General features: G+C 47.7%; 18 protein-coding genes. 9 read left to right on the top strand and 9 right to left on the bottom strand.

Annotated elements, in window-relative coordinates:
- The first annotated feature begins 333 nt into the window (after positions 1-333).
- From NF212_RS17575 to NF212_RS17565, 3 genes are all read left to right on the top strand, one after another.
- Positions 334-1569 carry an Nramp family divalent metal transporter gene (locus NF212_RS17575; protein WP_434361938.1) on the top strand — a complete coding sequence of 412 codons (1236 nt, stop codon included), beginning with the start codon at positions 334-336 and terminating at the stop codon, positions 1567-1569.
- A 147-nt stretch (positions 1570-1716) separates the two neighbouring features.
- Positions 1717-2394 carry a pyrimidine 5'-nucleotidase gene (gene yjjG, locus NF212_RS17570; protein ID WP_434361936.1) on the top strand — a complete coding sequence of 226 codons (678 nt, stop codon included), beginning with the start codon at positions 1717-1719 and terminating at the stop codon, positions 2392-2394.
- Between the two features lie 188 nt (positions 2395-2582).
- On the top strand, positions 2583-3593 hold the full coding sequence (locus tag NF212_RS17565; protein ID WP_434361934.1) for a diguanylate cyclase: 1011 nt from the start codon (positions 2583-2585) through the stop codon (positions 3591-3593).
- A 36-nt stretch (positions 3594-3629) separates the two neighbouring features.
- On the opposite strand, the gene NF212_RS17560 is transcribed toward NF212_RS17565, so the two are convergent.
- Entirely contained in the window at positions 3630-4706 is a 1077-nt protein-coding gene (locus NF212_RS17560) for an ABC transporter ATP-binding protein (protein ID WP_434361932.1), read from the bottom strand.
- Between the two features lie 344 nt (positions 4707-5050).
- On the opposite strand from NF212_RS17560, the gene NF212_RS17555 reads away from it, so the two are divergent.
- The 3 genes from NF212_RS17555 to NF212_RS17545 all read left to right on the top strand — a co-directional run bounded on the left by NF212_RS17555 (position 5051) and on the right by NF212_RS17545 (position 8096).
- Positions 5051-6274 (top strand): ABC transporter substrate-binding protein, encoded by a 1224-nt coding sequence (locus tag NF212_RS17555; RefSeq protein ID WP_434361930.1) that lies wholly within the window; start codon positions 5051-5053, stop codon positions 6272-6274.
- Between the two features lie 98 nt (positions 6275-6372).
- Complete coding sequence (locus tag NF212_RS17550) at positions 6373-7263, top strand: carbohydrate ABC transporter permease (protein WP_434361928.1); 891 nt, start codon at positions 6373-6375, stop codon at positions 7261-7263.
- Positions 7263-8096 (top strand): carbohydrate ABC transporter permease, encoded by an 834-nt coding sequence (locus NF212_RS17545; protein WP_434361927.1) that lies wholly within the window; start codon positions 7263-7265, stop codon positions 8094-8096. Before NF212_RS17550 ends, NF212_RS17545 begins: the two co-directional genes overlap by 1 nt.
- A 59-nt stretch (positions 8097-8155) precedes the next feature.
- On the opposite strand, the gene NF212_RS17540 is transcribed toward NF212_RS17545, so the two are convergent.
- Positions 8156-9007 (bottom strand): LysR family transcriptional regulator, encoded by an 852-nt coding sequence (locus NF212_RS17540; protein ID WP_434361925.1) that lies wholly within the window; start codon positions 9005-9007, stop codon positions 8156-8158.
- A gap of 206 nt (positions 9008-9213) precedes the next feature.
- On the opposite strand from NF212_RS17540, the gene NF212_RS17535 reads away from it, so the two are divergent.
- Positions 9214-9936 (top strand): SDR family oxidoreductase, encoded by a 723-nt coding sequence (locus tag NF212_RS17535; RefSeq protein WP_434361923.1) that lies wholly within the window; start codon positions 9214-9216, stop codon positions 9934-9936.
- 192 nt (positions 9937-10128) lie between these two features.
- Here the strand turns inward: NF212_RS17535 and NF212_RS17530 are convergent, their stop codons facing one another.
- Complete coding sequence (locus tag NF212_RS17530) at positions 10129-11019, bottom strand: EamA family transporter (RefSeq protein WP_434361922.1); 891 nt, start codon at positions 11017-11019, stop codon at positions 10129-10131.
- A 299-nt stretch (positions 11020-11318) separates the two neighbouring features.
- Here NF212_RS17530 and NF212_RS17525 point away from each other — a divergent pair, with 299 nt between their 5' ends.
- Positions 11319-13349 (top strand): sensor domain-containing protein, encoded by a 2031-nt coding sequence (locus tag NF212_RS17525; RefSeq protein ID WP_434361921.1) that lies wholly within the window; start codon positions 11319-11321, stop codon positions 13347-13349.
- A 78-nt stretch (positions 13350-13427) separates the two neighbouring features.
- On the opposite strand, the gene NF212_RS17520 is transcribed toward NF212_RS17525, so the two are convergent.
- The 6 genes from NF212_RS17520 to NF212_RS17495 form a co-directional block, all read right to left on the bottom strand.
- The gene (locus tag NF212_RS17520; protein ID WP_434361919.1) at positions 13428-14834 is read right to left on the bottom strand and encodes a PepSY-associated TM helix domain-containing protein; all 1407 of its coding nucleotides are present in this window, start codon (positions 14832-14834) and stop codon (positions 13428-13430) included.
- Positions 14835-14903: 69 nt separating this feature from the next.
- Positions 14904-15272 (bottom strand): hypothetical protein, encoded by a 369-nt coding sequence (locus NF212_RS17515; RefSeq protein ID WP_434361918.1) that lies wholly within the window; start codon positions 15270-15272, stop codon positions 14904-14906.
- 272 nt (positions 15273-15544) lie between these two features.
- Positions 15545-16165: a nucleotidyltransferase family protein gene (locus tag NF212_RS17510; RefSeq protein ID WP_434361917.1), complete on the bottom strand. Its 621-nt coding sequence runs from the start codon at positions 16163-16165 to the stop codon at positions 15545-15547.
- On the bottom strand, positions 16162-17211 hold the full coding sequence (locus NF212_RS17505) for an XdhC family protein (protein WP_434361916.1): 1050 nt from the start codon (positions 17209-17211) through the stop codon (positions 16162-16164). Before NF212_RS17505 ends, NF212_RS17510 begins: the two co-directional genes overlap by 4 nt.
- Positions 17212-17262: 51 nt before the next feature.
- Positions 17263-19449 (bottom strand): molybdopterin cofactor-binding domain-containing protein, encoded by a 2187-nt coding sequence (locus tag NF212_RS17500; RefSeq protein ID WP_434361915.1) that lies wholly within the window; start codon positions 19447-19449, stop codon positions 17263-17265.
- 13 nt (positions 19450-19462) lie between these two features.
- Complete coding sequence (locus tag NF212_RS17495; RefSeq protein WP_434361914.1) at positions 19463-19921, bottom strand: (2Fe-2S)-binding protein; 459 nt, start codon at positions 19919-19921, stop codon at positions 19463-19465.
- Between the two features lie 192 nt (positions 19922-20113).
- Here NF212_RS17495 and NF212_RS17490 point away from each other — a divergent pair, with 192 nt between their 5' ends.
- Positions 20114-21037, top strand: a complete 924-nt coding sequence (locus tag NF212_RS17490; RefSeq protein WP_434361912.1) for an AraC family transcriptional regulator — start codon at positions 20114-20116, stop codon at positions 21035-21037.
- Position 21038: the final 1 nt, after the last annotated feature.

The following is a 21038-nucleotide window of genomic DNA, read 5'->3' as shown; positions in this document are numbered from 1 at the left end:
ACGACAGACCGAATGCTTTCAAACGAAGCGGTGTATTGCCATTGGCTCGATACGCCGTTTCAGGTACGTGCTGTAAGAAATGAAAGGTGTACCTGAAGTGACATTGGATATCCGGCGTATCTAACACCCGATGGGGAGAATATAACTACGTAATGGATCACAGAACAGTGTTTTCACTTCTTTACATAACATTGATTTTTAAAGGATTTGCGCTGGGAATACATTGCGCTATAAGAATTGATGATATCTATTAAAGTGATTGGCTTAAGTGATATGAACTATTGAAAGAGGGGGCGTATCGTGTACCCAGAATAATAAAGCAGGCAGTAAATAATGAACGCAGTATTTCTTCATCGTTTTCCCCACTTGTCGTTAAATTTCAAACGTAAGCTCCTTCTACTCGGACCTGCATTTATTGCTGCCATTGGTTATATCGATCCGGGCAATTTTGCGACCAACATTGAAGCCGGGTCATCTTTTGGTTACCAGCTCCTGTGGGTTGTGCTCTGGGCCAACCTGATGGCCATGCTGATCCAGTACCTTTCAGCAAAACTGGGTATTGTTACCGGTAAAAACCTCGCAGAGCACCTCCGAGACCGTTTGCCCAAATGGGCCATCATCCCTTATTGGGTGCAGGCAGAAGTGATTGCTATGGCGACAGACCTGGCAGAATTTATCGGTGCCTCTGTCGGCTTCCAATTGTTGTTTGGCATTACGTTGATGGAAGGTGCCATTCTTACTGCACTTGCGACGTTTGGCATCCTGATGTTTAACCGACGCAGCCAGAAACCCCTTGAAGCGGTAATCGGCGGGCTTTTGCTTCTTGTTGCCGGTATCTACATAGCCGAACTGCTGATGGCGAAACCGGCAGGGGGTGAGATGGTGAAAGGACTGCTTTTACCAACCCTGACTGAACCTCACCAGATTTACCTTGCAGCCGGTATTCTGGGTGCAACAGTTATGCCGCATGTGATTTACCTGCACTCAGCGCTGTTTAAACAGGGTTATGGCGAAAAAACTGAAAAACGCCTGCGCTCTACAAGGGTGGACGTGTTGTTTGCGATGACCATTGCCGGGTTTGTGAACGTTGCAATTATCGCCATGGCTGCAGCCGTATTCCATGCCAGTGGTCGTCATGATGTTGCAGAAATTGAAACGGCTTACATGACACTGGAACCACTGTTGGGTCATGCCGCTTCGATGCTGTTTGGTATCTCGCTCATTGCATCTGGCCTGTCATCCACTGTGGTGGGTACCCTGGCTGGTCAGGTGGTGATGCAGGGTTTCGTTCACTTTACTATTCCGGTCTGGGTGCGCCGTGCGGTGACAATGATCCCTTCGTTTGTTGTTATCGGCTTGGGCATTAACACAACTGATATCTTGGTGATGAGCCAGGTGGTACTTAGCTTCGGTATTGCGCTGGCACTGATCCCACTGCTGATGTTCACTAACAGTCAAAAATTGATGGGGCAATTCGCGAATAAACGCGTGGTATCAGTGTTGGGTATGGTGATTGTCGGTTTTGTGCTTGTACTGAACTGCTACTTACTGTTTACCCTGTCCCAATAGGTTGATTCCCTGCTAATTAATTCGATGAAAGAGATACCTGCGAACAACAGAAAACCGGCCGTGAAAGCGGCCGGTTTTTGCTGTAACATCGCCGGGCTTATCGGGAATGTCGCGGTATGACTTCCCGGCCAAAACTGGAGAAAAAGAATGAAGAAGTACCAGTGGATCTTTTTTGATGCGGACGAAACCTTGTTCCATTTTGATGCATTTCGTGGCCTGGTCCTGATGTTTTCACGCTACGGTGTGGATTTTACCCGTCAGGATTTCGATGAATACCAATTGACCAATAAACCACTTTGGGTGGATTACCAAAATGGCATCGTGACTGCATATGAGCTTCAGACCAGGCGCTTTACCAGTTGGTCAGAGAGACTGGATATAGCTCCGGAACAGCTAAACAGCAGCTTCCTTGATGCCATGGCTGAGATTTGTATGCCTCTTGACGGTGTGAGAGAACAACTGTCAGCCTTGAAAGGCAAGGTTCGTATGGCGATTATTACCAATGGGTTTACAGCCTTGCAGAATATCCGGCTTGAGCGAACTGGTCTGAAAGACTACTTCGATTTTGTTGTTGTATCAGAAGAAATTGGTGTAGCGAAACCGGATCCGGCTGTGTTTGATTATGCATTGGAACAAGCTGGACAACCTGACCGTAAAAATGTGTTGATGGTAGGGGATACCTTAGCATCGGATGTCCTCGGAGGTCTCAATTCCGGGATGGATGCATGCTGGTTTAACCACGCGGGGAACCCTGCAGACGAAACCATTAAACCGACATACACAATTCGTTCATTTGTAGAACTGGGCAACCTCATCAGTTACTGACAACTCCGCCGGTTGAAAAATCGGCGTTCATTTTCCTTTCGGTTAGCATTCGCTCATCTATCATTTTATTCGTGAATATAAAATACTTATATATCTGCGAGTTAGCTCTCGTTTGCGATAGGTCGAGCTGCTAAAATGGTTGTATAAAAAATAATCAAAATTCCGGTGCCATCAGTAAGGAAAGAAATATGGCATTGAACGAAAAGCAACTCAGAGAAATTATATCGCTGCTGCCAGATCCGGTATTTATCCTCAGTGAGTCAGGCAAATATGTAGACTTCCTGGGAGGAGAGGATCAACACACTTACCACAATGGTCATCCGCTGGTCGGGAGGTCACTTTATGATGCCCTTTCCAAAGAAAAGGCCGACTGGTTTATGGTCCAGATCCTTGATGTTTTAAACAATCAGGGGGTAAGGGTTGTTGAATATGATCTTGCTGCTTCGGATGTGGATGGGATCGAAGGCGATTCCGGCCCCAGCGGTGTTTTACACTTTGAGGGCAAGGTATGTCCGCTCTCCATGATTTATGGCGGCGAAAGGGCTGTATTGTGGCTTACCCGGAACGTCACGAAGCGCTACCAAATGGAATGTCTGCTTCGAATGCAGAGTGAAACAGATGCATTGACAGGTCTGTTCAACCGACGAAGATTTATGGATGCCCTTCAGTTGGAAACCTCGACAGCCCGAATGGTCAGAAGAGATACCTGCTTGCTGCTTTTGGATCTCGATCACTTTAAGCGAATCAATGATAACTTTGGTCACCAAGCCGGGGATAAAGTGCTGCAGGGGCTCGGCCAACTTGTTTCCCAGATTCTGCGTGAAGATGACTTGTTTGCGAGGGTAGGAGGCGAAGAATTCGCTGTATTGTTGCCAAGGATGAATCTGAAGCATGCAAGGGATATTGCTGAACGTATTAGGGAAACCATTGCTACCCATTCGGTGACTTACCGGGGATTTGAGCTCTTTGTTACTGTGAGTGTCGGTGTAACCTCAGTATTTCAGGGGGACGATGCAGAAACCGTTTATGCAAGGGCTGACGATGCCTTATATGAAGCAAAAAATTCCGGTCGGAATAAGGTAGTGGCACAACAGCCTGAAACGCAGCTGCAAAGTGTGGAAAAGCGTAAAAAAAAGACATTGAAAGCACAAAAAACAAAACGAAAGCCGAATCAAAAAAAAGAAGCAGTGCCTTGCTGACAGCTGCTCCTTTCCCGTTTTTGGTTTAGGTTAAAGCTAAAGCGCCACTTCTGTATTTTTATCAAACAAATGGGTCTTAGAGAAAGTTACATAAACCTGGGTGCCCGCCTCAATTGCAATTCGTTCCTGAGACACCAGCGAGTATTTCTCTCCAAGGAATTCCAACCCGACAAAACATTCAGCTCCGGTTTGCTCAATGTACGTCACGGTCATCGGTATTGCATTCTCTGCCTGTGCTGCCGTGACTGTTAAGTGTTGCGGGCGTGCACCAACCAGAATTTTATCCCCTACGTTAACAGATGAATTTGTCGGTGCCGGCACAGATACAACATGTTGGTCAGTGAATGCGACGCGAAGATTGTTGCCTGATTCAATAACCGAACCTTCAAGAATATTCATCGCAGGAGAGCCTAAGAACGTGGCGACGAAAATATTTGCCGGGTTGTCATACAGTTCCAGTGGGGAGCCGGTTTGTTCAATTTTGCCTTGGTTCATTACAACAATTCGGTCTGCCATGGTCATCGCTTCGATTTGGTCATGGGTCACGTAAATTGTTGTTGAATTAAGTTGGTTGTGAAGTGAACGAATTTCAGACCGCATATGGGTTCTAAGCTTCGCATCAAGGTTGGACAATGGTTCATCAAAGAGGAATAAACGGGTGTCTCTTACAATAGCTCTGCCCATTGCAACGCGCTGACGTTGGCCTCCGGAAAGTTGCCGGGGGAATTTGTCCAGGTAGTTTGTGAGGTTTAGCTTATCGGCAGCTTCCCTTACCTGCTTGTCATACTGATCTTCTGATTCACCACGGATTCTCGGACCAAATGCAATGTTGTCATATACGGTCATATGCGGATATAGGGCGTAGCTCTGAAAGACCATCGCCATATTTCGGTTTTGTGGTGTCGCGTGGGTAAGGTCTTTTCCGTCAACAGTAAAAACGCCGTCAGTAGTATGTTCCAACCCGGCGATCATGCGTAAAAGCGTTGATTTACCGCAACCGGAGGGTCCTACCAGGGCAACAAATTCATTGTCTGCAATATCCAGGTTAAGCCCATGAATAACAGGACCGTTTCCATAGTCTTTGACAATTTTGTTTAGCTTTAATGTAGGCATAATTATGAAATCCGTGTCATATTTAATATCAATATATTTCCGTGATGTATTTAAATTAGTAACATTATTTGCTTTTATCGGTTGCGTTTGAGTTGAATTTTGTGATTCGAATATCAAATATCGAAATGAACCGAAAGGTTAGAGGTATACGCTTTCATCGCGGAGAAAGGTTAAAGTATATAAATAACAATAATATAAATCGAAAAGTATGAAATTGAGTGATCTTTCGTTTTGCTTATATTTCATTTGACGTAATGTTGCGTAGTTGTAAAAGTGAAAGGGTGATTTTTAATCGAATTACGATTTTCTGACACAACCTGTATCAAAGACGTGCGGAGATAACAATGAAAAGGATTTTGAAAAAATCAGTACTTGCAGCCGCTTTAACGCTGGCTGCAACCGGTAGTGCAATCGCAGGTGATGTACGAGTTACCTACCCATTTTACAGTTCTTACACTGGTGAATTCTTCAAGCAATCGGCTGATGAGTTCATGAAAAAGAACCCCGACATCAACATTGTTTTAGAAGAAGTAAACTGGGATTCTCTCCAACAGAAACTGACTACGGATATCTCTGCTGACCAGAACGCGGATATCGCAATCAGTGCAACAATTTGGCTCCCAGACTTTGTTGAGGCTGAGGTGGTTGAACCGCTGGACAGCTACATGGACAGCGAGTTTAAAAACCGTTTTATTCCAGCGTTTCTTGAGCCAGCAAATATCGACGGCAAATATTACGGTTTGCCAATTGCGGCTTCTGCCCGTGCTCTCTATTACAACAAATCCCTGTTTGACCAGGCAGGTCTGAGTGACGCACCAAAAACATGGGGTGAGTTAAAAGAGTATTCTGAAAAGATCTCCAAGATTAAAGATCACTATGGCTTTGGTCTTCAGGGTGTAGAAATTGATACCGATACCTACTGGTACTACGCACTGTGGTCATTTGGTGGCGATTTGCTGACGCCGGAAGGTGCAAGTGGAGTTGGTTCAGATGCTGCAATTAAAGCTGCTAACTTCTATAAATCTATGATTGATGAAGGTTTGACTCAGCCAGGTGTAACAAGTTACACCCGTGAAAACGTTCAGGATCTGTTTAAGCAAGGCCGTGTGGGTATGATGATTACCGGACCTTGGCTGAACGGTCAAATTGAGAAAGAAGCGCCGGATCTTAACTATGGTGTTGCGGTTGTTCCAACTGAAGTCACTACGGGTACAGCTGGTGTAACTGACTCTATCGTTATGTTCTCAAACAGTAAGAACAAGAAAGAAGCATGGAAATTCCTGAGCTTCCTGTTCGAGAAAAAGCAGCGTGAAAACTTCAGCATTAATGAAGGTATGCTGCCGGTTAATAAAGAAGTCGCGCAGAACCCTCATTACACCGAAAACCCGAAGATGAAAGCCTTTGCAGAAGTACTGCCGAGTGCGAAATTCGTACCGCTGACTTCAGCTTGGGGTGAGGTTTCTGAAGCAACTATTAACGCACTGCAAAGCATCTACCTGGGCGAGAAAACCCCAGAAGATGCTCTGAAAGAAGCAGAGAAGAAAGCAAACTCTGCTCTGGGATTTTAAAATAGAAAATAATTAAGAAAGACGAAACCGTTCGACAGCGTTCGGGCGGTTTCGCTTCATTTTTAAGTGGCTTGTTCACTGCTACATGGATGTAAATTATGTCGTCCCCTTTTACACTTAAAAAAAATCTCCCTTATCTTTTAGTGTTGCCCGGATTAATTCTATCGTCTTTTGTCATACTTTATCCTCTGTGGGCAATGTTTGAATTGGCAACACATAAAGTTAACCGTTTCGGAAAGCTCAAAGGTTTTAGTGGGTTAGAGAATTTTGAAAAACTCCTTTCAGATCCGCTTTTTTATGAATCTGCTTTTCGCACGCTTGTTTGGACAATTGCTGTTGTTGCACTGACAGTTATTGTTTCACTATTTGTTGCCCAATTACTGAATGAAAAGTTTTACGGCCGAAGCATCGCCCGGACGATAATTATGCTCCCTTGGGCAATATCGTTGACGATGACTGCCATTGTGTGGCGTTGGGCCCTGAATGGGCAGTTTGGCCTTTTAAATAAGTCATTTATGGATCTGGGAATAATCGATGCTCCACTCGATTGGTTGGCATCAGCTGAGCTTGCTTTCCCGATGCAAATATTCATAGGTGTTTTGGTCTCAGTACCATTTACAGTCACAATTATTCTGGGAGGCTTGTCTTCCGTACCTACTGATATATATGAAGCAGCCAGAGTAGAAGGTGCCACCGGATGGCAGCAGTACCGTAAATTAACCTTACCGCTTCTCAAACCCTTCATTCATATGGCTGTCGTTCTCAACACAATATATGTTTTCAACTCCTTCCCAATTATTTGGATACTGACACAAGGGGGACCAGCAAACAGCACCGAAATACTGGTTACCTATCTTTATAAAATGGCGTTCAAGCTGGGCAAACTGGGTGAAGCTTCAGCGATTTCGCTGGCTATGTTTGCGCTGCTAATGGGGCTGACATTCGTGTACTTAAGAACTGTCATGAAAAACGAGCAGGGAGGATCGTGATGAAAAATCCAATGATTAAACGTTCAATCATTACCTGGTTGCTGCTTTCGCCGATTGTCATTTCTGCCCTGTTTCCATACGCGATTATGGTATTCACATCAGTGAAAGAGAGGGGGGAAGTTTTCAGCTTTCCACCAACATGGCTTCCCAGTACATTCCAGTGGAACAACTTTGTCGAAATGTGGGAAGTCACACAGTTTGGACCGGCATTGGTTAACAGCCTTGTTGTGAGTTCAGCGACAACCATCCTGGTGCTTATTCTTGCCATTCCGTCTGCATATGCGGCTTCACAACTGAAATTTCGTGGGCAGGGTGCGTACCAGAAATATCTGCTTATTACTCAGATGCTCGCACCGATAGTGATGGTGATCGGCCTGTTCAAAATGCTGGCATGGCTGAAAATGATTGACTCCCTGACGGGGCTGACTCTTGTTTATGCGGCGTTCTTTCTGGCTTTTGCAGTTTGGATGCTGCAAAACTACTTTGCAACAATTCCTAAAGAGCTTGAGGAATCAGCCTGGCTGGAGGGTGCCAGTGCGTTTAAGAGCCTGAAACTGGTGTTTTTGCCTATGGCGAAACCTTCTATCGTGGTTGCTGCCATTTTCACCTTTATCAACAGTTGGAACGAATTTATTGTGGCGCTTGTGTCCCTTCGTTCCAGTGATAACTTCACCCTTACCCTGAAGGTGTTTTCTTTGGTGGGTGGACGGTACACGGTTGAATGGCACCTGGTGATGGCCGCGGCATTTTTGGCAACGATACCGGTGGCAATTCTGTTTGCCTGGATTCAGAAGTATCTGGTTCAGGGGCTGGGTGTTGGTTCGGTAAAATAACAAGACAATGTAACAATTTTTGGTATGAAACCCCGGCACTTCCTTCGCCGGGGTTCTTTTTATATAGACAGGGCAGTGTTGTCTGAAGACACCGCGCGAATCACATTGGCGACTGTCGGAGTGCTGGCACTCCGTCCGGTATAGCAAATACCAATCCGGCGGAACATTCTCGGACCATCCAAAGGCACTGTTACCAAACCTTTTGCACTTTCAAGTACACCAGTTGGCAGGAAAGAAATACCGATTCCAGCCTGAACAAGGTGCATGACCTGTGTTTTGTGTTCTGCCCTGGCTACCAGGTTTACCGCCAGACCTTCACAAGCCAGCAGGCTGATTGTTTGCTGGTGGGCTTCACATGGTGGGCACTCGATGAAGTCATATTGGTGTAGCTCGGCGGGTTTAATGGATTGGCGAGATGCCAGAGGGTGATTCGGCAACATGCAGAGTACGTAGTCTTCTTCCCAAAGCGGGAGAAATATCTCGTCGCTGGATTTCAATACATCCAGGGTCAGCCGAATATCGGCATCCTCATCATTGTGATCAACAAATTCAATCAGAATATCCGGGCAGGATTTTGCGATGCCAGCGAGAAAAGCGGCGATTTCTGTCTGGCTGAGGTCGTGGAAGTTACCTATCCGAATAGGCTGTTTATGCTTTTTGTCCCTGAACAACCCCGGCAGGGTTTGCATCTGGTTTACAAGGCGTGACGCCAGCGGGTACAGGTGTTGAGCATCGTCTGTCAGGGACACCCCTTTTTTGTGCCGGGTAAACAGTGGGGTATCAAGCTCTGATTCCAGTTGTTTTATAGCACTGGAGATTGAGGGCTGAGACACGTGGCAACGTTCTGCAGCAGCGGTGATGTTTTGTTCTTCATACACAGCGACAAAGAAACGAAGAAGTCGAATATCCATAAGGAGAGCCTTTTGTAATTTGTTGCAAGGATAACAGAAATCGTTGCTTTGGTGAGGTGGCACTCATTTATCTATAGCTATTGCTTATGGTAATCCTCGGAAATCGGTATTTTTCAATGTGCCCGGACTCACCTATAGTTGCTCCATATCGCTGCGGGCCCGCGGTGTTCTCTTTACCCTTTGGAAAACCTAACGAGGATATAACCATGACCAAGCCACTCGTAGTGATTACCGGCGCAAGTTCAGGTATCGGTGAAGCGACTGCACGCCTGCTTTCTTCCCAAGGCTACCCTCTGCTCCTGATTGCCCGCCGTATTGAACGGCTGGAAGCAATGGCACTGCCAAACACTATGTGCCGTAAGGTTGATATCACTGATGGTGAAAGCTTCAAGGCTGCAATCACTGAAGCTGAAGCGGTTTACGGTAAGGTTGACTGCCTGATCAACAACGCAGGCGTAATGCTGCTGGGTCTGGCCCACGAACAGGATCCTGCTGAGTGGAAAAACATGTTCGACGTAAACGTGGTGGGCCTGCTGAACGGCATTCACGCGGTGTTGGCGGACATGAAGGCACGCAAGGGCGGCACAGTGGTTAACATCAGCTCCATTGCCGGTCGTAAAACTTTCCCTAACCATGCTGCATACTGTGGTACCAAGTTTGCGGTGCATGCGATTACTGAAAACATCCGCGAAGAAGTCGCTGACGAAAACGTGCGCTTGGTCACTATTGCACCGGGTGCGGTAGAAACTGAACTACTGAGCCATACTACCAGCGACGAAATTAAAGCCGGTTATGACAGCTGGAAAGAAGAAATGGGTGGTGTACTGAAGCCTGAAGATATCGCTAACGCGATCAGCTATGCGTACAACCAGCCTCAAAACGTGTGTGTACGTGAAATTGTAATTGCCGCGACACGCCAGCAGCCTTAATAGCTAAGAAATAGCAACAAATCCAAGCCTTTATCCTTGTGGGTAAAGGCTTTTTGTTTATGTGAGCAATGGGCGCTTTACTGGGTTTAGGTAAGCTCCCCCCAAAATTTGCAACGCTTTTTCAAGGTAGGCATTCCAAAGTAGCGGTTATAGCTGTTAACGCCCCGGCTTTATACCGGGGCGTAATTGTGATCAGGCTGGTTCTCCCTGTGCTTGGGTTCTTTTCATATAAGATGCAGTGCAAACGGTGTTTCCGACAGAGGCGGTGATTACCAGCAAAATCGCTGCCCATTGAGTGATAGATAGCAGTTCATGCAGGAATACGTAACCGGCCAGCGCTGCTACGGCCGGTTCCAGGCTGGCCAGGATGCTGAAAGTCTGTTGTGGCATATTTTTCAGTGCAACCATCTCAAGGGTGTATGGGAGGGCACTGGAGATAATCCCGAGAATACAGCCGAGTAAAAGAATATGGGGTGTGAACACATCTATTGAGGTGGTTGTGATACCTACGGGTAGGGCAACCATTGCAGCAACTAGCATACCCCAGGCGACTGTTGTTCCGCCGGGTGCCAGATCTCCAGCCTTTTTTCCAAACAGTATGTATCCCCCCCAGCAGGTGCTTGCAGCCACTGCGTAGGCGATGCCTACCGGATCTAATGCGTGTGCGCCTTGAAGGTCAGGTACCAAAAGCAGGATTCCGCCGAAAGCCATAAAGACCCAGATAGAATCGCGCATGCGTCGCATAGTCAACATGGCAACGGTAAGGGGACCGGTAAACTCAAGTGCAACGGCGATTCCAATTGGGATGCGTTCAATTGCGAGGTAAAAAAGGATCTTCATCCCCGCAAGGCATAATCCATAGATGATGAGAGAGCGCCAGTCGCTGGCCTTGGGCAGGCGTCGCCATGGTTGAAATACCAGCCAGAGCACCAGCGCGGAAAATGTTATCCGAAGGGCACTTGTTCCTAGTGGACCTGCGACAGGGAAAAGTTGTTTGGCGAAAGTAGATCCTGTCTGAATGGTAAACATTGCGGCAAAGATGCAAACGATTGCGATAAGTAAGTTTTTTTGTTGAGAAGGCATTACTTTTTATTAGGAGGCATAAGTAAACGTTTGAGTATCGCTATTGTATTCCTGAATTCAGTTAAAGCTACTGGAGAAGTACAGTTTTGATCTTAAAGTTTCCGTTGGGCTTCATGGTGGCGAGAGTAAAACGCCCAATCTTTGAAATATGCAGTGGGTTGGGGACTGTAATTGAGATTCATTAATGATAAGATGGCCATCAATTAACAATACTATAACATGCCTACTACACTTGAATCAGGTCTGAGTTGAATAGAAGGGAACTGATGCCGGATGTATCTAGTAGTGCTGATAAAACTATGAGTTTTCCTTTATTGGCAGATATATTTCACAGTATTCCAATCATGATTGCGGTTTTAGACAAGGACTTACGTTACATCGTGGTCAGTCAACGCTATCTCGAATATATTGGCAAACATGGATATGAGGTTCTGAATCATTCGGTAGAAGATGCACTTCCTTCCAAGGTATATCACCTGGCTTATCCGAATCTCAAGCGTGCTTTAAATGGAGAACATATCTCCTATGAGGTAGAGCTTCCGTCTGACGGTGATGAAAAGCGGTTTATGAATATCCAGTATCACCCGAGATTCAGCCCAAATGGTAAACAAATTGGGGTGTTGATGTCCGGTCTGGAAATTACCGGCCTCAAAAAAACGGAAGCCGAAAAAGCGCAGATCCAAGACTACCTTCAAACAGTTTTCAACGAAATTGGGCATGGAATTGCCATTGTCAATGAATCCGAGAAACTGCTCTTGAACAACCCTCTGTTTCTGGAGTTAGTGAAGCAAGAGCGGGGTAACGTTGAAACACTGCTTCCGGTTTACAATTTTCGTTTGGTAGATGTGTTACTGGAACTTGGTTGGCAACTCTGCCATGAAAACATGTTCGATGAGACGTTTGGCCTGAACACTGTCCATGATGTCCACCAATTAATCACCAAAAATAACCGCTATTTAAGTGTGAGGATCAAGAATGTTCAGGGTGGAGGGTTGTGTTATACCTTTACCGACGTGACAGAGCAACTGCAAGATAAACGCAAGCTGATCCACCTTGCCACGCATGATTCCCTGACTCAGTTACCAAACCGTTTGCTGTTAAATGACCGAATTGAACAAGTCATTGCCCTCGCTCTCCGTGAGCGCACGACCTGTGCGATGATTTTTGTGGACCTGGATTTGTTTAAAGCGGTTAACGACACATTTGGGCACCAGACAGGTGATGACCTCCTGATTGAAGTGTCTGAACGGCTAAAAGGTATCAGCCGTAAAACGGATACAGTAGCCAGGTTTGCCGGCGATGAATTTATGTTGGTATGTGGAGGATTCAGGAACAAAGAATCAGTGATTCGTCATGCTGACCGTGTTCAAAAGGAACTTTCCAAAGGCTACGTTATCAACGATACCTCTATTAAGCTGTCGGTCAGCATCGGCGTCGTATTGGCACCTGAAGATGGGACAGAATCGGGAGAATTAATCCGGAAGGCCGATACCGCCTTATATGCCAGTAAATCTATGGGCCGAAACCGGATTTCATTTTTTAACCCTGAAATGGAAATTTCGACACGTCAACATATGTTGATTTCTAACAGTCTTTCAGAGGCAATGGAAAACAACGAAATTTCAGTGGTTTATCAGCCTGTATTTAATGCCTCGGGAAAGGTTTCCGGCGTGGAATCTTTAGCACGGTGGCACAACAGCACATTGGGACATGTTTCTCCTGAAGAGTTTATTGGAATAGCCGAAACCACTAACCAAATCTCAGAGCTCGGTGAATACCTGATTCGAAAGACATTTTCAGAACTCAAACATTGTGTTGCTCAGACCGGAAAGTCGCTATGCGTTGCAATAAATGTTTCTCCATTGCAACTGAACAACGATAACTTTCCCTCGAAGCTGCTTGAAATCTGTGTTGAGAATGGATTCTCTCCTGGAAACGTAGAAATAGAAATCACAGAGCAGATGATTTTATGCAATATGAAAAATGTGCCCGAGGCAATCCGTGAACTGACCCAAGCTGGGTTCAAACTGGCGATAGATGATTTCGGCACAGGTTATTCATCCATGACGCATCTTCGGGAATACCCCTTTGACACGGTGAAAATAGACAAGAGTTTCTTTCTCGCCAGCGAAGATATAAAGCAGAAGGCCATGGTTAAGGTGATTTGTTTTATGGCTGAACAGTTGGGTTTGAAAGTCGTTGCGGAAGGGATAGAGACGGAAAGTGACAGTGTCTTCGCGTTGCAAAGCGGTTGTGACTATCTACAGGGTTACTTAATGGCTCGGCCAATGCCCTTAGACGATCTTATTGTTTTTCTTGACGGGAAATAGTGAGGTTGTGAATACGTTTTAGAAAAACGGCCTCCAATAAATGGGGCCGTTTCTATTCTACATACCAAAAATATAGAGTTAATTCAGTAAGCGCCGTAGCTTGTCAAACCGACTTGTGACCAGATAGTCAAACAACAGAAATCCGATAAGCGCTACCGCAGCAAGTGGCACCAGAACGGAGACGGCAACCATCACAAAGAGGAAACTGCGGGTCAGTTTGATATCCAGCTGGCGGGGTGGAGCTTCTAATCCTTTTGCATTTTGAGGCCGTCTTTGCCACCACATGATGACACCACTGACTGCAATTAAAAGTACAAACAGGCAAAACACGGTATTCACCCAAAGGTTCCATGTGCCAAGGCCGCCTTCATGCAGTGCCACGCCTGCAGCCATGGCTTTAGCCATCAGGTTATAATCTTCCCAGCCGATATTTGCCAGGATTTCCCCGGTATAGCGATCAATATGTACGGTTATATCCTCGGTTGGGTCATTGATATCCCCACTCATTGTGGCAGCGGAAATTGTATATACCCCTTCGGGTTTCAGTGGAAGGTTGATTCGGTAAGTGGTCAGCCCCAACGCGGCTGCCTGTGCGGCGACAGTATCGAGGTTTTGTACTCCAGACTGATTTTCAATGCCGGTGCGGGATGCAGGCATTTTTGTCAGTTCCAAATTCCACGGGACTTCTTCAACACTGCCTGTGTTCATGGTTGCATGATTGATGTCTGAAACCGGTACGTTTTTGTAACGCTCTTCGGGAAAACTGCTCCATGGTTGTACCAGTTTACTGCCCCAAACGCCTGTCCACGCTAGCCCTGATAAAAGGAAGAACAGTAAAACGACGATAGAAGCTCCTCCAAGGTTCGCATGCAAATCCCGCAAGAAAATCCGTGACCCTGACATCATGCGAATTCTGAAAAAACTGAGCTTCTGGGAATGTGACCGCGGAAGCCACAGGTAAAGTCCTGAGACAATCATGATGATGCCGAGACTGGCGGAGAGTTCTACAAAGCGATCTCCCCAGTCACCGATTAATAGGTTGCCGTGGATATCATTCATTATCGAGTAGAAACTTCCGTCTTCGTTTCTGCTGCCAGTGATTTCAGCGGTATAAGGGTTAATAAAGACGGTGTGGTTGGCACTATCAATTTTTACGGAGAACTGAGCAGCATCCTCTTCTGTTTGAGGAGTGATGTATTTTCGGATAGTGGCATCCGGAAATCGCTCTGATACGGCTCGTTGTAAAGAAACAAGCGATACACGCTCAGAATTGGCCGGTACCGAAACTTTCAACATTTCCCGGTTCATTAACGTGTCGATGGAGTTGCTCCACAGCATACCAATCCCGGTGATGGACAGCATTATCATGAAGGGTACGACGAACAGCCCAGAATAAAAGTGCCAGCGCCAGACGGCAATGTAGTGTTGCAAGTGCTTGGCCGGGGATCGTTCACTCACCGGCTGGTTTATGGATACATCAGACATAAAACGCTCCTTGGCGCAGCCTTATCCCAGGCGGCGCCATAATTCTTTGAAAAATGGCTATTAGTTAATTTAAGGACGCAGTTTTATTGGTGGGGAGCGTGGCAAAGGGTGGGCAAAGGGAGGCGCTGTTAGCAACAGGTGCGGTAGTGAGTTGGCAACCCTGCCTCCCTCGGGGAGGTACCATTCACGGTTGTTGAGCGCATCGTTATATGTGACTACGTGAGCAGCGGGACAATGATTGCCGGTGCTGTGTGACTCAGACGCTGATTGATCGCTGTCACTAATCTGGACGAGAGTGAATCCGCTGAACGTACAGAGATAAGCCCAACTCCCAGCGGGTTGGTTATGGGCATTAACAATGGGCATGGTCACAAGGCAAAGCCATAACACTATGCCAATATGTGCCATAAACCGTTGATGGGTACGTGAGCGGATCATCCGTAATCCTGACTAAAATAATCAGGTTTATTATTGCCCCGCTGAATATATTGACAAGATCAATATTAAGAACGGAGTTATCTGTCACACAATTTGTGTGTCTCTGGAAGATTTTCTGGCGTTTAGGTGAGGTTTTTGTCTGTTGAAATAGCGTTTTAAAACGTAGGTGTTATTGAAAGTTCTGAGTCTAAATGACTCACTTATAGGGATTTTATAGATTCAGGCATTAAGGACGCCGAAAGGCATGTTTCACATAGTTATATGATTGAAAGTTATTTGTCAGTTGTCGGGGTTGTTTCTTCACGCCATTTCTCGAGTTCTCCGGGGGTATCGATATCAATATTGGCTTTAGCAAGTGAAACAGCCATAACGTCCAGTTTGTTATTGAGCAAGACTCTGGCACCTTTATCACCGCGTAGTCCGGACAGCGAGACATAAAACTGCCGGGGAAAAATGGCTGGCGCACCCAACCTGTCTCCGTAATCTGCACAAACAATTTTATCAGTGTTCAGAGAGGCTAACGCCAGTCGCCGAAAATCGGGTTCGAAAATGGCAACTTGATCACCAAGGGCGATTAAAATGCGCTGATACATTGGGGCAAGATTGACTGCAGCCTGGGCTATCACACTGCCCATACCTTGTTGCCAGTCAGGGATATAACAGAGTTTGGCTCCGGACAGTGTGCCTTCCTTGAAAGCGAGATCCATCAGGGAATGCCAGCCTCCGGAGAGCACGTAAGTGTCGCCGGGCGCCAGAGGACTTACCTGATCAATCACATGTTGGAGCAAAGGTTTACCATCAACCTCTGCCAGAAGTTTGCAACCGCCAAACCTGCTGCTCTGTCCCGCTGCCAGGATGAATATACCCAGATCCTTGACCGGTATCGGGTTCATGTCACCAGAATTCCGCTAAGCGAACCGGCGGTTCTGTTTTTCATTGCAGCGTGACATTCTGCGAGAATAGACAACGCGATGGATTCCGGGAGATCTGCACCAATGTCGAGTCCGGCGGGGCCAGATAAAGGCTGACGAAGGTCAGCCAACGTAAGGCCAGCGCTATTGAGCACATCCGACCGTCGATTGGATGGTCCCAGCAATGCCCAGTATGAAAGAGAGATGCTGTTAAGTGTACTCAGGGCTTGTGAGTCCAACGAAACACTGTGCGTCATCAGGACGACGGCATCGACGCGTTTCTCCACTGCGAATGCATGAAGAGACGCTGATGGCCCATTGATGATGAAGTCGGCGTTTAGGAAAAACTCCCTACGGGCACTTGCCGGGCGAGGATCCCACACAGTTACCTGCCAGCCCAATTCATGTGCAAGACTCACAAGAGGGCGGGCATCCGGGCCTCCACCGGCCACCAACAGGTGCGGGGGCGGGGAGACAGGTGTGGCAAGCCAGCGCTGATCCCCTTCTTGTATTTCGACAGCGGTACAAGGCATCAGTCCTGGTGAGGGGGGGATGGCAAGTTCAGACGGTGACGGGTGTGGAACAAAATTGTTTTCGATATTATGACGGATTCCCTTTTCGGGCATTCGCTGATAGTAAGTACCGCACTGTCGTTGCTTTAACTGGCAGTAAACTCGGTCTAACTGCAGGTAATCAGATTCACTTGTCAGTGGTTGCAGCATGATATGCACAGTACCGCCACAGCCTATTCCAAGCTGAAAAGCGAGATCGTCTTCATCTGTGCTGTCATAGCAGAGCGTGGTGGAGTCGCCTGATTGCATAACCCGACGTGCATGTCTTTGGATGTCCGATTCCAGGCAACCCCCGCTTAGCATGCCAAACTGTTCTCCGAGGTTGTTGAACAGCATCATCGCACCAGCTTTGCGATAGCAGGGACCGCGAGTTTTATACACCGTCCCCAACACCCAGTCACCCTCATCCCGCCGGGGGTACCATTGAGCCAGCAGGTGCATTAAATGGTTTGCCACATGCCACTCCTTTTTATCGGTTTACAATGACTAAGCGAAAGCTGCCGGATGTTACGCCGGCAGGTTCACTTTGTTCCCGATTGGCAGTGAACGGATTCGTACGCCGGTCGCGTTGGCAATGGCATTAGCAACTGCCGGTGCAACAGGCGGAACACCCGGTTCTCCGACTCCGGTCGGTGGCAATGTGGACGGTACAATATGCACGTTCACTTCCGGCATCTGATTGAGCCTCAATACCTGGTAGTCATGGAAGTTTGATTGTTTAACGGCACCCTTGTCGATGGTGATCGCACTGGTCAATGCAGCAGATAAGCCATACCCGATACCGCCTTCCATCTGTGCGCGGATAATGTCGGGGTTGATTGGCACACCACAGTCAACGGCACACACAATCTTATCGACGGTAAAGCTGCCATCCTCTTTCACTGTCACCTCGGCCACTTCGGCGACAAAAGAATTGAAGGATTCGTGCACCGCGACGCCTCGTCCTTTATCTTTCGGCAGCGGTGAACCCCAGCCGGCTTTTTCTGCTGCCAATTTCAGCACACCGAGATGACGAGGGTGTTCAGTAAGCATTTCTGCCCGGAATTCGACAGGGTCCCGACCGGCTTTTTCTGCCAATTCATCAATGAATGTCTCGGTTGTAAAGCCATTGATGCTGTGACCCACTGAGCGCCACCACAGCGTCGGAACCGGCAAATCTACTGTATGGAGGTCTACATGGAAGTTGGGAATCTGGTAGGGAAGGTTTGCAGCACCTTCAACAGAGGTCAAGTCTATCCCGTCTTTGACTAAGAATGACTCAAACGGAGTACCGATAAGGATTGATTGCCCTACCAGTGTATGGTTCCAACCAACCAGCTTCCCGTTTTCTACGGCTCCTTTTATTTTCTGGTATTGCATGGGGCGGAAATAACCGGCCTGAATGTCATCCTCCCTTGTCCAGACCACTTTTACGGGGACGCCCGGCTGCGATTTTGCCACCATGCTTGCTTCAACCACATAGTCAGAAGCCTTGTTTGCACGCCGGCCGAAACTGCCGCCGGCAAGCAATGTGTGGATTGTTATCTGTTCCGGTTTCAGACCAAATACCTGAGCGGCAGCAAATTGGTCAAATGTTTGGCTCTGGCTGCCATACCACAATTCAGCACTGGTTCCCTTGAACAGTGCCACGCAGTTGAGGGGTTCCATCGGGGCGTGGGACAGGTAAGGCAACTCATAGTCCGCTTCAACCGTGTTCGCACCTTCTGTCAATACGTTGCTAAGGTCACCGCGTGCGGCTGCAGTTGCCCCCGGTTGTTTCGCCAGGGATTTGAAATCATCAAAGAGCTCAGGTGTGCTTTTGGTCAGTGCACTCTCCATTTCCCATTCAATGACCAGTTTGTCCCGACCGGTTTTTGCACTCCAGAAATCCTTCGCAATAACGGCAACGCCTACGGGTAGAAGAACAATGTCAACCACACCGGCTGAAACCTTCGCTTGCGCAGCATCCAGGCTTTTCACCGATGAGCCAAAAACTTTTGGGCGTGCAATCACTGCGGTAAGCATACCTTCCAGCTGGATGTCCTGGGTAAATATCGCCTGTCCGGTTGTTTTGCCGCGGTCCTTGCGGGAAACATTGTGGCCGATGAGCGTATAGCTGGCCGGGTCTTTAAAACTGAGGGTTTCCGGATCCGGAACCGGCTGCATAGAGGCGAGCGGCGCGATATCGGCAAAGGTCATCTTTTGTCCGGAACTTTTATGGGAAATGACACTGTTAGACACTGTTATGTCTGAAGCTGGTACATCCCAGGCTTTTGCTGCCGCATCCACCATCATTTTCCGGGCACTGGCGCCGGCAACCCGAAGCTGTTGGTAAGAATTGGCGATAGCGGTAGAGCCACCGGTTCCCTGCGCCGGTCCCCACAAAAGGTTGTTGTAACGGCTCGCATCAGCGGGGGCACTTTCACTTTTAACGTTGTTCCAGTTGGCGTCTAATTCCTCTGCAACAATCGTCGCCAGTCCCGTCATGGTTCCTTGCCCCATTTCCAGGTGTTTAACGACGACAGTGACAACGTTGTCATTACCGACGCGAATGAAGGCGTTGGGTGCAAAAGCGGCATCAGCCGGCACTTCGGTTGCAGAGGCTCCTGGAATATGGATACCCAGTGTCATTCCGGCACCGACAGATCCGACTATTTGCAGAAACTGGCGGCGGCTTGTGCGGGGAGACGCGGGGGTAAACTCAGTAAATCGCATGGTAAGGGTCTCCTTATGCCAGATCTTTGGCCGCGGCGTGAATCGCCTTACGGATTCGGACATAGGTTGCACAGCGGCAGATATTGCCATTCATTGCCAGGTCAATATCGTCATCACTGGGGCTGGGATTTTGTTCGAGAAGGGCGGTGGCAGCCATAATTTGTCCTGACTGGCAATACCCGCATTGAGGAACTTCCAATGCATCCCAGGCTTTTTGGACGGCGAGTGCAGCTTTTGATTCTAACCCTTCAATGGTGGTGATTTGTTGGCCCTGGACGGCGACAGCAGGCGTCACGCAGGCACGAATAGGTTGGCCGTTCAGATAGACAGTGCAGGAGCCACATTGCGCCAGTCCGCAGCCAAATTTTGTTCCGGTCAATTGGATGTGGTCACGAATCACCCACAGAAGCGGTGTGTCCGGTGCGGCATCTATCTCATGGGCTACACCGTTGACATTGAGGGTAAATGACATTGCTCTCTCCTTGAGGATTAGCTTTATGGTTTTGATGCACTTTTTACTATCGTAGACCCCGCAGAATTGGGCTATCCCAATCGTCCGAATCACTTGCCTATTACTCCGATTTCGGGGAGATGAGACAGTGAACGTGTTGGTTTCCTGTAATAATTCTGGTGGTTGCAAGACCGAAGCACCAAGGAGTATCCGGTGGAGAGCCAGAAGAAGTTAGCTGTACAGATCCGGTCACGGACGCAGCAATCTCAGTTTGTGGAAACGTATGTCGAGGGACTTCGACTTTTTAGTACAACAGGAAATTATGGCCCGAATCCCATTGTCTTGAAGCCTTCGATTTGCGTGGTGGTGCAGGGAAGAAAAGAGATTCACATTGGGGACAGGCAGCATGTGTATGACCCAGAAAGCTACCTGATTCACACGGTAACTATGCCTGTGGAAGCTGAGGTGACTCAAGCATCCGTTGACTGCCCTTTCCTTGGACTCAGTTTATCCATAGACCCACTGGTAGTGGGTCAGTTGGTGGTTGAGATGGATCGCCAGTCTGCACCTGACTGGCAAGGAAATCCGATGAATATCACCCAGTCTACACCGGTGACCGAAGGGCTTTATTCCTCGCTGGAGCGTCTGGTGAATGTCTCCGAGCACCACCATGACAGCAGTATTCTTGCCCAAAACCTGAAAAGGGAAGTTTATTACGAGGTATTGAAGGGGCCCTTTGGCTATATGCTCCGAAACTGTATCAGCAACTATGCCGGAGCGAACCGGATTGCGCCGGTGGTTCAGTACATTGAAGCGAATTTTCGCAAACCAATAGATATCGAAACCATTGCAGCGATTGCCAATATGAGTGCTTCGACACTCTATGACCACTTTCGTCAGGTTACCACACTGTCACCGATGCAATACGTAAAGTCTCTGAGGCTGCACGAGGCGCGTTCTTTGTTGGCGGGAGGGCAGCAGGCGAGCAATGTGTGTTACGAAGTAGGGTATAACAGCCCCTCTCAGTTCAGCAGGGAGTTTAAGCGCTTTTTTGGTGACTCTCCCAAAGAGGTGAAAGCTCTCTCAGAATTACAGGGCAGTGCACTGTTGCAAGAAAACAAAAAAGCCCCGGCATAGG

It is taken from the genome of Parasalinivibrio latis, assembly GCF_036825535.1.
GTDB classification, from domain to species: Bacteria; Pseudomonadota; Gammaproteobacteria; order Enterobacterales; family Vibrionaceae; genus Parasalinivibrio; species Parasalinivibrio latis.
This window is presented reverse-complemented; position numbering and strand designations above follow the sequence as displayed.